Annotated in this window: 11 protein-coding genes; 4 read left to right on the top strand and 7 right to left on the bottom strand. The window is 64.5% G+C overall.

Annotated features, from left to right (window positions below; translation table 11 throughout):
* Nucleotides 1–40 precede the first annotated feature (40 nt).
* Complete coding sequence (locus C0V82_RS05330; RefSeq protein ID WP_102111428.1) at nucleotides 41–1,231, bottom strand: MFS transporter; 1,191 nt, start codon at nucleotides 1,229–1,231, stop codon at nucleotides 41–43.
* Nucleotides 1,232–1,373: 142 nt separating this feature from the next.
* On the bottom strand, nucleotides 1,374–2,825 hold the full coding sequence (locus tag C0V82_RS05335; RefSeq protein ID WP_102111429.1) for an amidohydrolase family protein: 1,452 nt from the start codon (nucleotides 2,823–2,825) through the stop codon (nucleotides 1,374–1,376).
* A 107-nt stretch (nucleotides 2,826–2,932) separates the two neighbouring features.
* Here C0V82_RS05335 and C0V82_RS05340 point away from each other — a divergent pair, with 107 nt between their 5' ends.
* Entirely contained in the window at nucleotides 2,933–3,805 is an 873-nt protein-coding gene (locus C0V82_RS05340; protein WP_102113264.1) for a LysR family transcriptional regulator, read from the top strand.
* Here C0V82_RS05340 and C0V82_RS05345 read toward each other — a convergent pair.
* The 4 genes from C0V82_RS05345 to C0V82_RS05360 form a co-directional block, all read right to left on the bottom strand.
* Complete coding sequence (locus tag C0V82_RS05345) at nucleotides 3,790–4,257, bottom strand: SRPBCC family protein (RefSeq protein ID WP_199772476.1); 468 nt, start codon at nucleotides 4,255–4,257, stop codon at nucleotides 3,790–3,792. The genes C0V82_RS05340 and C0V82_RS05345 overlap by 16 nt on opposite strands.
* A 102-nt stretch (nucleotides 4,258–4,359) precedes the next feature.
* Nucleotides 4,360–4,815, bottom strand: coding sequence for an SRPBCC family protein (locus tag C0V82_RS05350; RefSeq protein WP_102111430.1), 456 nt, complete (start codon nucleotides 4,813–4,815; stop codon nucleotides 4,360–4,362).
* Nucleotides 4,812–5,141, bottom strand: a complete 330-nt coding sequence (locus tag C0V82_RS05355) for an ArsR/SmtB family transcription factor (RefSeq protein ID WP_188595074.1) — start codon at nucleotides 5,139–5,141, stop codon at nucleotides 4,812–4,814. The genes C0V82_RS05350 and C0V82_RS05355 overlap by 4 nt, the downstream gene beginning before the upstream one ends.
* A 45-nt stretch (nucleotides 5,142–5,186) precedes the next feature.
* A complete protein-coding gene (locus tag C0V82_RS05360) occupies nucleotides 5,187–6,365 on the bottom strand; it encodes an MFS transporter (protein ID WP_102111431.1) in 1,179 nt (392 codons plus the stop codon).
* 105 nt (nucleotides 6,366–6,470) lie between these two features.
* Between C0V82_RS05360 and C0V82_RS05365 the strand changes: the two genes are divergently transcribed.
* The 3 genes from C0V82_RS05365 to C0V82_RS05375 all read left to right on the top strand — a co-directional run bounded on the left by C0V82_RS05365 (nucleotide 6,471) and on the right by C0V82_RS05375 (nucleotide 9,318).
* Nucleotides 6,471–7,373, top strand: a complete 903-nt coding sequence (locus C0V82_RS05365; RefSeq protein WP_102111432.1) for a LysR family transcriptional regulator — start codon at nucleotides 6,471–6,473, stop codon at nucleotides 7,371–7,373.
* A 67-nt stretch (nucleotides 7,374–7,440) separates the two neighbouring features.
* Nucleotides 7,441–7,983, top strand: coding sequence for an RrF2 family transcriptional regulator (locus C0V82_RS05370; protein WP_102111433.1), 543 nt, complete (start codon nucleotides 7,441–7,443; stop codon nucleotides 7,981–7,983).
* Between the two features lie 126 nt (nucleotides 7,984–8,109).
* The gene (locus C0V82_RS05375) at nucleotides 8,110–9,318 is read left to right on the top strand and encodes an NAD(P)/FAD-dependent oxidoreductase (RefSeq protein WP_102111434.1); all 1,209 of its coding nucleotides are present in this window, start codon (nucleotides 8,110–8,112) and stop codon (nucleotides 9,316–9,318) included.
* Between the two features lie 23 nt (nucleotides 9,319–9,341).
* Here the strand turns inward: C0V82_RS05375 and C0V82_RS05380 are convergent, their stop codons facing one another.
* On the bottom strand, nucleotides 9,342–11,612 hold the full coding sequence (locus C0V82_RS05380; protein ID WP_102111435.1) for a TonB-dependent receptor: 2,271 nt from the start codon (nucleotides 11,610–11,612) through the stop codon (nucleotides 9,342–9,344).
* Nucleotides 11,613–11,749: the final 137 nt, after the last annotated feature.

Here is an 11,749-nt window from a genome sequence, read left to right on the forward strand (position 1 = left end):
TGCAACGCGGGAAAGGTTCCAACCCTGTGTAGAAAAAGGCTCAGCCACAGGCGCCCTGTTCGACGGGTTGCCGCTGCCGGTCATCCAGCACGGCCAGCACCCAGACGCCAAACCCGCCCAGCGCCAGCGCCGAACCCACCAACCCAGTGGAGGCCCAACCATAACCGCCGGCAATGGCCAGCCCGCCCAGCCAGGGACCCAGCGCATTGGCGAAGTTAAAGGCACTGTGGTTCAGGGCGGCGGCCAGCGTCTGCGCATCGCGCGCCACATCCATCAGGCGGGTCTGCAAACCCGTGCCCAGGCCACCGCCGCAGCCGATCATAAAGATCGTGACCATCACCGACCACAGATCATGGACGGCAAAGGTGAACAGGGCCAGCGACCCCGCACTCCACAACAGAATGCCGCCGACCGACGGCATCAGAGCACGGTCGGCGGCCCAGGCACCAGCCAGATTGCCTACCGTCAGCCCCACGCCAAACACGGCCAGGGCAAGCGGCACCATGGCCGGCGCCACCCCCGTCACCTCCATCATGGTGGAGGCGAGGTATGTATAGACGCAGAACATGCCGCCAAACCCGATCGCCCCGATGCCCAGCGTCAGCCAGACCTGACGCTGACCCAGAGCGCTCAGTTCCCGCAGGGGGCTGGCCCCCGGCAGGGGCCGGTCCTTCGGCGCGTACAGGGTCAGCAGCGTGACCGTGGTAACGCCCAGCGCACCAACCAGGGCAAAGCCCCAGCGCCAGCCCACCATCTGCCCAATTGCATTAGCCAGCGGCACGCCGATGATGGTGGCAATGGTCAGGCCCAGCATGACACGCGCCACCGCCTGCGCCCGCCGGTTCACAGGGACAAGCCCGGAGGCGACCAGGGCTGCAACCCCGAAATAGGCCCCATGCGGCAGACCGGACAGGAACCGGAAGGCCAGCATCGCCTCATAGGTCGGGGCCAGGGCGGAGGCCGTGTTGGCCAACGCGAACACCACCATCAGGGCGATTAGAAGGGTTCTGCGTGACAGCTTCGCTGCCAGCACGGCAATCACCGGCGCGCCGACCACGACGCCCAACGCATAGGCGCTGATGACATGACCCGCCGTCGGCTCATCAATCCCCAGATCGGGGGCGAAGAAGGGCAGCAGGCTCATCACCGCGAATTCGGTGGTGCCAATGGCAAACCCACCCATAGCGAGTGCAAACAGCACAAGGCCGGGACGGACAGGGGCGGCGGACATGGATCTCACTTCCGGGCTGCGGACCGGCGCATTGCGCCGCACAATCGACCCTTATGTGATCATCCAAGGGCATAGGTGACAACGTTGCCCCACGCGACCGCAGTGCAGCATAAATTGCATGGCTAGCGAACAATTGTCACAATCAACCGCCTGCCGCCTTGTCCCACGCCGCCACCCTGGCCCGTGCGTCCGACATCATGTTGTCCAGGTCACCCCGGTCCTGCAACTTTCCACGTAGCACGACGGCGTGAATGGCGCGGGTGGCGGCGATATCTTCCAGCGGGTTGCCATTCAGAAGCACAAGGTCCGCCGCCTTGCCCGCCGTGACCGACCCGTACCGGTCCAGCTTGCCGAACCAGGCGGGACCGGCCCGCGTGACACTGGCCAGTGCCTGCGCCGGGGTCAGGCCGTAGCGGACATAGAGTGCCAGCTCATCATGCAGGCCGATGCCGGGATAGTTGAAGGAATTCAGGAACCCGGCATCGGTGCCGCCGATGATGGTGACACCGGCTTTCCGCAGCAGAGGCAGAACGGCTGCGGTCACCTCAAACTGTTCATGGCGGGCCTGAACCTGTTCCGGCGTTGCCTTTGCCGCCCGCTGCACTCGCCATTCGTATGTCTTGCGCAGGCCGGGGCCGATATAAGCCAAGTACTCATCATTGGCATGATCCTCCCGGTCCAGATAGGCGATGATGCGCGACCCGTTCAGGGTGGGCGTCACGAACACGCCCTTCTCCGCCAAGTGCCGGAACCCCTGCATAGCAAAAACCGGATCATATCCTTGATCCAAACGGCGCGACGCCTCTGCCCTGTCGATGCGACCAGCGGCATAATCAGCCGCGATGGCGGCCTCGTCCTTCACCCCCGCATTCAGGGCGTAATCCAGATGTTCAACGGAACTCAGCCCCGCCTCCACCGCCTGCCCCAAGGTCAGGGCCATGGGGATATGGCCCGACGTGTTAAACCCGGCGGCCCGCGCCTGCTTCACAGCGTAAAGGAACAGTTCCGGCTTTAGCGTGCTGTCGGTGATCTTGACGAAATCGACCTTCATATCCTTCAATTTGGCGATGGCCTGATCGACCTCCGCCTCGCTGCCGGTCTCCAGCGTCCCTTTCCAGACGGGCTTGATCCCTTCGATCTTCGGACCTGATGACAGAAGGGTCGGGCCGAACAGCTTGCCCTCCGCAATCTGCTGCCGCCAGGACAGCACGTCATAAGGAAGATCGCCCGAACAATCGCGCACCGTCGTGATGCCGTGGGCCACGTAAAGCGGCAACAGCGCCTGGTTCTCGGCAATGAGGGCCGGCCCGCCGCCGAAATGCACATGCATGTCCCACAGGCCGGGGATCAGATAACGGTTTCCGGCATCCAGGCTGCGCGCCGTGTTCCATTCGCCGGCAATCTCCGCATCCGGACCCACGGCCAGGATCTTATCGCCCGCGGTCACCACCGCCTGATCCGGGATCAGGCGTTCCTTCTCCACATCCACGATGGTGGCATGGCGGATGATCAGATCGCCCTGCCCCTTTCCCGTGGCCGGCACGGGCGGGGCCAGGACCAGAACGGTCAGAAGGATAGCGAACAGCTTTTTCATGGGATGGAAACTCCGGCACTCAGGTGCCTCCACCCTAACCCGCGTGGCAGATTATGCGCCAATTGGATATATGGATAAAGATCATCCATAATCTGAATGATGCCACTATGTTCGATCCCCGCCTGCTGCGCGCCTTCGTCACCATCGCGGATACGGGCAGCTTCACTGTTGCCGCCGACCGCCTGCACATGACGCAATCGACGATCAGTCAGCAATTGGGCCGGCTGGAACAATCGGTGGGCCAAGGGCTGATCGACCGCACGGCCCGACCCGTCCGCCCCACCCCGGCGGGGGAACGGCTGCTGGGGCCCGCCCGGCGCATTCTGTCGTTACAGCGGGATGCGGCGGCGATGCTGTCTGATCCGGTGGGCACATCGGTGCTGCGCATCGGGTTGCCAGAGGATATTGCCACGGTGCCCATGATGTCGGTCTTCGCCCGTTTTGCTGCCGGCCACCGCGAAATGCGACTGGACGTCACCACGGGCCTGTCGCGCGACATTGCGCGCAGGTACCAGGGCGGGGATTTCGACATTGCCATCGTGAAGGAGCCAGCGTCACAGGCCGACCATCGGGCCAGTTTCCCCGAACCCATGGCCTGGTTTCAGGCGGCGGATGCCGGTGACGATTGGCCCGACCCCATCCCGCTGGTTGCCTTTCCACCCGGTGCGCTTTACCGGGATGCCATGTTCGAACGGATCGAGGGGATGGGACGCCGCTGGTACATCGCCTTCACCGGCAGTTCGCTGGACAGCGTCGCCGTGGCGGTCGCCACCGGCATGGGCCTGTCGCTGCTGCCGGTGGCCGCCATGGCCGGGCGCTCGGTGCGGCCCTATCAAGGGCTGGGGGCAGCTTCCGCCATGGCCATCTCACTTTACGCCTGGGAGGGCTGCGGCCCTATCGCCGACCTGACCGCGGTGATGGCGACGGTGCTGGCCGAACGCACAGCCACGCCGCCGCCACTTGATCAGGCGGCTACCTGATCACACCAATTATCAATATGCACATCGCGCGGCCAGGGGCTGGCCGTGCGCCCCTCAAGGAGATCCTTCAGGCTCAACAGGAAACCACCCCATTTCGTGCTGCAATGGTGCATGAACTCCACCACTTCCTTCCAGCCTTCGTGCCGGAACAGCAGGATCGTGTAATCCCCCTCCTGTCGCAGGTCCCAGTTGACGTGGGTGCCGACCCATTCGGCCGGCCCGTCAACAACCTGCCAACGCAGATGCGTCGGCATCTCCACGGCCACGACCTTCATGTCAAAGAAGCCACGGTCGCCGAACTGGAAATGCACGACGTCGCCCACGGCCGATCCCTGGCCCGTCGTTCCTTCCGTCCACCATCGCGACAGACCGTCAGCGGTGACCAGCGCGTCAAAGACCGCCTGGGGGGCGACATTCTTGAAACCGATACGGTGCAGGATATCAGGCATCATACTTCCTTTCGGGGGTGAGTAAGGGCATTTCCCGGCGCATGGTCACGCGGGAGGGGTGGACAGGCAGATGAAAGGGGCTCATTACGACGCCCTTAATTCCTATCAGGAAATGGCGTCATCCAGCCGGCGGACGACCTTTTTCCAGCCTTCGCCCATGCTGGTGAAGGCGGTGTCGTTGCGCGGCAGTTCAAAGCCGGCATGGACGACACGCAGCCGCGTCCCAACCGCAACCGGGATCAGGGTGAAGGTGACGATGGTGTCAAGAAGCGAGCCATATCCAACATTTCCGGCGTCGCCGCCGCGCCAGGCATAGGACAGCCGCTCCCCTGGCACGACCTCCAGCACCTCACAACGGATGGTACCATCCCATGCGCCGGCGGCTGTGGTCTGAAAGGTGAATTTCTGTCCGACAATGGCGGCGAAGCCGGTGGGCCGCATCATCCATCTGGCCATCAACTCACCATCGGTCAGTGCGCTCCAGATACGGTCAGGAGGATGGGTGAATATCGCCTCCTCCACGATATCGCGGGTGCGGGGCTTGGTCATACTCACACTCATGGGTCCATTTCCTCCAGTACAGTGCGCAGATCGGCCAGGCGGTCGCGCCAGAAGGCGCGGTAATGGTCCATCCAGGCGGAAAGAGGCTCCAACCCCTCGGCTCGGGCGCGGTAATAAACCTTGCGCCCTTCCGGACGTTCCAGCACCAGACCAGCCTGTTTCAAGGCCTTAAGATGCTGGGACACCGCCCCCTGCGTCACACCACTGCCACGGGTCAGATCAACGACGCTGACCTCCCCTTCGGTGACGATCCGCTCGAACATGCCGCGCCGCGTCGGGTCCGCCAGCGCGCGCATGATATGGTTGATGGTTTCGGCTTCGATCATGGAAAATCATTAGTACAGACTAAATCATGAGTCAACACTAATGATTCACTTGCGCCTTTTCAGCAGCAGACCCAGAAGTGCGAAGCCGCCACCCAACAGGCAGGTTCCTTCCCAGCCAAAGGCCGCCCAGACGCGGATGGCGCTAGCCGACCCTAATGCGCCCCCTAGAAACATGCCCGTCATGAACAGGGTGTTGATCCGGCTACGCGCGGCCGGGTCCAGGGCAAAAATCTGTTGCTGATGCGACACCAGTGCCCCCTGGATGCCGAAATCCAACAAAATGACGCCAACAACCAACGCCGCCAAACCAGCCCAGATCCCGAACAGCACCCAAGCTGCCAGGGTTACAGCGGCACCCAGCCAGATGGCCGGATGCGCCCCATGCCGGTCGGCCAGACGCCCGGCCACAGGTGCCGCCAGGATGCCGACCGCACCCACCACCCCGAACAGGCCCGCGACCTGCGCCCCCCACCCAAACGCTTCCAGCCGGAAGGCCAGAACCGTCCAGAACACCGTGAAAGAGGCAAACAGGGTGGCCTGCACCAGCGTGGCCGCGCGCAACACCTGTTCCCGCCGCCACAGGTCAATCAGTGACCGCATGATCGCGGCGTACTGGGGACGCGGTCCCGTGCGCGTCTCCACCTCCTCCGGCAGGACCAGGACCATCAGCACCGCACCGAACAACGCGAGCGGCACACCAAGCCAGAACATCTCCCGCCACCCGGCATGTGCCGCGACGAACCCGGCCAAGGTCCGGCTGAACAGGATGCCCGACAGCAGGCCCGCCATCACGGTCCCCACCGTCGCTCCGCGCCGTTCCGGGCTGGACAGGCTGGCGGCCAGCGGCACGATCTGTTGTGCCACTGTCGCCATCGCCCCGACCAGCAGAGAGGACAGCGACAGCAGCAGCGGCGATGGCGCCACCGCCGTCAGCGACAGGGCTAGCGACAGCGCCATGAACTGCCCGATGATCAGCCAGCGCCGGGGCAGCATGTCACCCAGCGGCACCAAAAAGAACAGGCCCAGTGCATAGCCAAGCTGGGTGGCAGTGGAAACCGGCCCCGCCCCGCCCTGCCGCTGGAACTCCGCGCTGATCAGGCCCAGCATGGGCTGATTATAATAGATGTTGGCGACGGCAAGCCCCGCCGCCGTTGCCATGCCGAACAGGGCGTCCTTGCCCATGGGGGTGGCGACGGTCTGCTGATGGAAACTGGACGATTGCATCTCCGGGTCCTCTTCCCGATTGCTGCGACGGACATCATCTATGCTGGAAACGGTTTTCGTTTTAGTGTGAGGGATCGTTAAGCCAGTATAACGGAAATCGTTACAATGGACACGCAAGACGCCCTGGTCTTCACCCATGTGGTCAGCGCCGGCAGTTTGGCTGGGGCGGCACGACGGCTGGGCATCACGCCTATGGCGGCAACACGCCGGCTGGCCAGCCTGGAGGCGCAACTGGGGGTGCGGCTTCTGCATCGCAGTACGCGTGCCTTATCCCTGACGCCGGAGGGGGAGACCTTCCTGCCCTATGCACAGGCCCTGCTGGACAGCGAAGCGGAAGCCATGGCCCGCCTGCGGTCAGACAAGGCGGCGGCCACGGGACTTCTGCGGGTTTCCACCACCGTGGCCTTCGGCACCCGCTATGTGGCGCCGCTGGTGCCGCGCCTGCTGGACCGTCATCCGGAATTGCGCATCGCGCTGGACCTGTCCGACACGATGCCCGACCTGATCGCCAGCGGTACTGACCTTGCCATCCGCATTGCCCGCCTGCGCGACAGCGGGCTGATCGCGCGCAAGCTGGCCGATAATCACCGCCTGCTGGTGGCCAGCCCGGATTATCTGGCCCGTCACGGGCACCCCGCCACCACCGCCGATCTGGCTGGGCATTCCTGTCTGTCCCTGTTCGGGATCAGCCATTGGACCTTCATCGCCGATGGGGCCGAAAAACATGTGCGCCTGAACAGCCGCTTTACCGCCAGCAATGTCCAGGGCTGCCGTGCCGCCGCCCGTGCCGGGGGCGGCATCACCCTTCTGTCGGAATGGAACGTGGCGCAAGACCTCGCCAATGGCCGGCTGGTCCGCGTCGATCTGGCCGATGCGTCGCCGGAACCCATCAATATCTGGGCCGTCTATCCCACCAACCGGCTGCTGCCACAGAAGGTACGGGTATTCATCACGGAACTGCGCGCAGCCCTGACCGCCGACGGAATGAAGGTGACGCCAGAAAAATAAACGCGGACTAACTTTATCTGCGTTTTTACGCTTGACGCACCAAACGCGGATCGATAAAGTCCGCGTTATGGCACACATCACCGTAAGCGTTGAATATGGGATACACGGCCTGCTCTGGCTGATCGGGAATGAGGATGCGGCCCTGTCCAGCCGTGACCTCGCCGAACTTCAGGGTATTTCGCCCAGCTTCCTGGCCAAGATTTTCCAGAAACTGGAAAAGGCCGGGATCGTGAGGGCGAGTGAGGGGGTCAGGGGCGGCTACCGTCTGGCCCGCCCGGCGAACGAGATCACGTTCCTGGCGATCGTGGACGCGATCGAAGGGGACAAGCCCCTGTTCGACTGTCAGGAAATCCGGGGCCGCTGTGCCGTGTTCGGCAATAATCCGCCGGGCTGGGCTACCTCAGGCGTCTGTGCGGTGCATGCCGCCATGATGCAAGCGGAAAAGGCCATGCGCGACAGTCTCGCGTCGCAGACCCTGGGCAACGTGGCCCAGCGTTTCGGGTCAAAGGCGCCGGAGGAATTCTTCACCGATATCCAGGCCTGGATTGGGGACCGCATGCAGGGACGCACCGCACGCGGCGGCCGTCCCTCCCGTGACGATCAGGACTGACCTCATTTCTATTTGAGAAACCAGCGGCGGACAGTCGCCCGCCGACGCCACCCCTTTGTCCATCTTTCCCCGACCCGTCGCCCGGCGGGAACGGTTCCCCATGCCCATCGACAAGAGGATAAGACCATGACCAAGCAGATCATCATCGCCGGTTCCGGCTTCGCCGGCCTCTGGGCCGCCCTGTCCGCCGCCCGCGCCGTGCATCTGGCCGGCAAGGGAGAAGAGGTGGCGATCACCATGATCTCCCCCACCCCCAACCTGATCATCCGCCCCCGCCTGTACGAGGCGGTGCTGGAGAATATGGCGCCCGACATCTCCGCCCTGCTGACCGCCGTCGGCGTCATGCATCTGCCAGGGATCGTCGACAGCATCGATGCGGACCACAAGCAGGTGACCTTCCTGCCCCGTGATGGCGCGCCGCAGACCCTTTCTTATGATCGGTTCGTGCTGGCCACAGGCAGCCGTCTGTTCACGCCGCCCATTCCAGGCCTGAAAGAGTTTGGCTTTAATGTCGATACGCTGGACGGCGCACAGGCGCTGGACGCGCATCTGAAATCGCTGGCCAGCCGGCCCGAAAGCCTGGGCCGCAACACAGTGGTTGTCGCCGGCGGCGGCTTCACGGGCCTGGAAACCGCCACCGAAATCCCCACCCGCCTGCGCGCCATCCTGGGCGAACAGGCCGCCATCCGCACCATCATCGTCGATACAGCGCGGGAGATCGGATCGGAATTCGGCACCGGCCCCCTGCCCGTCATCCGCGAAGCCCTGGCGGAAACCGGGGTGGAGCCACGCGCCGGCCTGCGCGTCGCCGCCATCGACGCCGACAGCGTCACCCTGTCGGACGGCGAACGTATCCCCGCCCAGACGGTGATCTGGACCGCCGGCATGCGCGCCCATCCGCTGGCGGCACAGGTGCCGGGCGACCATGACAATCTGGGCCGCGTGGTGGGCGATGCATTCCTGCGGGCACCCGCCGCCGATGGCATCTTCGTCACCGGCGACGCGGTCCGCGCGGCCACCGATAATATCGGCAATGTCGCCCCCATGACCTGTCAGCATGGGCTGAGTCTGGGCCGTGTCGCCGGCCATAATGCGGCGGCTGAACTGGTGGGCCTTCCCACCCACCCCTACAGCCAGCCGAAATATGTCACATGCCTGGACCTGGGCCCCTGGGGTGCCCTTTATACCGAGGGCTGGGACCGGCAGGTGCGCTTCACGCGGGAAGAAGGCAAGAAGATCAAGCAGGAGATCAACCAGATCTGGATCTACCCGCCCGCACCCGACCGCGACGCCGTCTTTGCCGTCGCCAATCCGGATTATGTGATCGTCCCCTGACCATGGACCCTGTCGGCGTGACCTCAGAACCGCGCCGACAGACCGCCCACGAAGCGACGGGGGGCACCGGGCGACAGGAAACGAGCATCCTCGAACCCCATCTCATCCGCCTCCCCATAGATGCCGAAGGTCGCGTAGCGGCGGTCGAACAGATTATCGACCCGCGCATGCAAGCTCACACCGTCCAGAACCTGATAGCGGGCCGACAGGTTGAACAGGGCAAAGCCGCCGATCGGGTCGGTCAGGTTCGCCTCGTCCCCGCGCAGATAGCGGCTGGATGAATATTGCATCTCCGCCCCAACGATCAGCCCATCCGTCACCGCCACATCCGCGCCGATCTTCAGGCTGTGCAGGGGGATGCCGGGAATGCGGTCGCCACGGTGCACCGCGATCTCCCCTTTCTCGTTCGCCTCCGGATTGTCCGGGGCCTGGATGGACAGGGGCGTACGGAAACTGGCCCTGACCAGGGCGTAATCAGCAAACCAGCTGACGGCGCCCGCCTCCCCGGAAAGCCCGGCCTCCAAACCTTGGCGCCGCGTGCGCCCGACATTGTCGAAATAGCCGGTGCCCACAATCGGGCCGGCGGAAATGAAAATGATGTCGTCACGGTTATCAGTGCGAAAGGCCGACAGCGACCACTCCACCACACCTCCAGACAAACGCCCCCGCGCGCCCATTTCCCATGTCCGCGAGCGCACATCGTCCAACGGCGGATCAGCCAGGAAGGCATTGGGGAAGCGGCACGGCTTTTCCGGGTCGGCGCAGGACAGTTCCGCCGGTGTCGGGATACGGTTGCTCTCATTCACCGCCGCGTAAAGCGTGGTGCCGACGCCCGCATTCCAGGCCAGCCCGACACCGGGGTTCAGTGCCGTGTAGGTGTGATCCCCATCCAGATCATCGCCCAACTGGTCACGCAGGCGCAGATCGGCATGGGTCAGGCGCAGCGCCCCCGTCAGATGCAGGTCGGGCGTCAGGGACAGCGTGTCGGAAAGGCTGGCCCCCGCAATCCAGGACCGGGTCTTCAGCCCGACATTGAACTCCTCATTGCCGATGGCGATGCCCAGGCTTTCCACGCCGCGCGTCGCATCCAACTCGCCTAGTTCCGTCCCGCTGCCATAACGGGTGCGGGCATGTTCCAGGCTGGCCCCCAGGATCAGGATATTGTCCATGCCGCCCAACGCGCCTGCCTGTCGTGCCTGCAGGCTGATCCCCTGACCGTCGGTGCGGGTCCGGGTGCGGTTGAACACGGCGTCCGGCTCGTCCTCCAGACCCGTGACGGGGCGGCCATCGGCCCCAATCACGGGTTCCAGATCGTCGCCTTCCTCAAAACAGAGGCCGGTGCCGCATTCCTCAAACTCCCCCTGGTCGCCATTCGCTGTGCGCCGTTTCAGGTGACGCCAGTAACCGGCAGCGCGCAGGGTCCAGCCATCGCCGACCTCCGTCTTCCCACGGAAAGCCAGCGCCAGAAGGTCGCTGTCGGTGGCATCGGGATGGGTGAACACCCCGCGCCGGTTCTCCGCCAGCAGATCGCCCGGTGCCGCGCCATTGCCCGTCAGGTCCGACGTCGCAGCCGTTAGGGAGACGCCAAACTCCGTCGCTGCATCGGGCCGGTAAAGGACGTCGCCATAGGCGCGCGAAAGGCGGTTGGGCGAAAAATCGCGCCAGCCATCATCCCGCCCCTTCGACAGGCCCAGATAGTAACCTACATCGCCATCGCTGCCCCCGGCCTCTGCCGTGATGGACAGGAAATCATCCGACCCGGCGCTGATATCCCCGCCCAGTCCCTGGTAGGCGAACCCATCCTTCATGGACAGGATCACGGCCCCGCCCAGGCTGTTCGGGCCGAAAACCGGGTTGGACCCCGCCACCACCTGTGCCTGACGGATGGCGAACACAGGCAACAGGTCCCATTGCACCACATCGCCAAACGCCTCATTCACCCGCATCCCGTCCTGATAGACGACGACGCCTTGCGGCTCGCCCAGGGCCGGGGCCGCCGTGAACCCGCGCAGGGTCAACCCCTGCTGCCAGGGATTGCCCAGACTGTCGATGGCGGCCACCGCGCCCAGTCGGCGTTGCAGCCCCTCCGTCGCGGTGACCGTGCCGGGCCTGTTCATCTCTGCATCGTCCAGGCTGCGTCCGCTGGCCGGCAACCTGTCCAACGGCACGCCTTCGCGCCCGCCGGCGGTTCCGATCACGATCACCTCCTCCGTCCGCGCCACGGGGTCGGCAAGGGCAGCCTGCGTCAGCAAGGCGGTGGTCAGCAGGCACAGCGTATGGGTGCGGCGCATCATTTCGTCCCCGGAACATGTATTTGTTGCCGCTATTGGGACGTCGGGCCGGGGTTGGCAGCAATTGGACCATCGGGGCAGTCAGATATCCCTGACTGGGCGGGACAATTATCCTGATACTTTTGGTCAGTGGCGGATGA

It is taken from the genome of Niveispirillum cyanobacteriorum, assembly GCF_002868735.1.
GTDB classification, from domain to species: Bacteria; Pseudomonadota; Alphaproteobacteria; order Azospirillales; family Azospirillaceae; genus Niveispirillum; species Niveispirillum cyanobacteriorum.

What these genes read in the sequence shown, in the direction of transcription:
- C0V82_RS05355 (WP_188595074.1), bottom strand. Translation starts at nt 5,141, where the DNA reads ATGATCGAAGCCGAAACCATCAACCATATCATGCGCGCGCTGGCGGAC.
- C0V82_RS05345 (WP_199772476.1), bottom strand. Translation starts at nt 4,257, where the DNA reads ATGATGCCTGATATCCTGCACCGTATCGGTTTCAAGAATGTCGCCCCC.
- C0V82_RS05350 (WP_102111430.1), bottom strand. Translation starts at nt 4,815, where the DNA reads ATGAGTGTGAGTATGACCAAGCCCCGCACCCGCGATATCGTGGAGGAG.
- C0V82_RS05380 (WP_102111435.1), bottom strand. Translation starts at nt 11,612, where the DNA reads ATGATGCGCCGCACCCATACGCTGTGCCTGCTGACCACCGCCTTGCTG.
- C0V82_RS05340 (WP_102113264.1), top strand. Translation starts at nt 2,933, where the DNA reads ATGTTCGATCCCCGCCTGCTGCGCGCCTTCGTCACCATCGCGGATACG.
- C0V82_RS05365 (WP_102111432.1), top strand. Translation starts at nt 6,471, where the DNA reads ATGGACACGCAAGACGCCCTGGTCTTCACCCATGTGGTCAGCGCCGGC.
- C0V82_RS05335 (WP_102111429.1), bottom strand. Translation starts at nt 2,825, where the DNA reads ATGAAAAAGCTGTTCGCTATCCTTCTGACCGTTCTGGTCCTGGCCCCG.
- C0V82_RS05370 (WP_102111433.1), top strand. Translation starts at nt 7,441, where the DNA reads ATGGCACACATCACCGTAAGCGTTGAATATGGGATACACGGCCTGCTC.
- C0V82_RS05375 (WP_102111434.1), top strand. Translation starts at nt 8,110, where the DNA reads ATGACCAAGCAGATCATCATCGCCGGTTCCGGCTTCGCCGGCCTCTGG.
- C0V82_RS05360 (WP_102111431.1), bottom strand. Translation starts at nt 6,365, where the DNA reads ATGCAATCGTCCAGTTTCCATCAGCAGACCGTCGCCACCCCCATGGGC.
- C0V82_RS05330 (WP_102111428.1), bottom strand. Translation starts at nt 1,231, where the DNA reads ATGTCCGCCGCCCCTGTCCGTCCCGGCCTTGTGCTGTTTGCACTCGCT.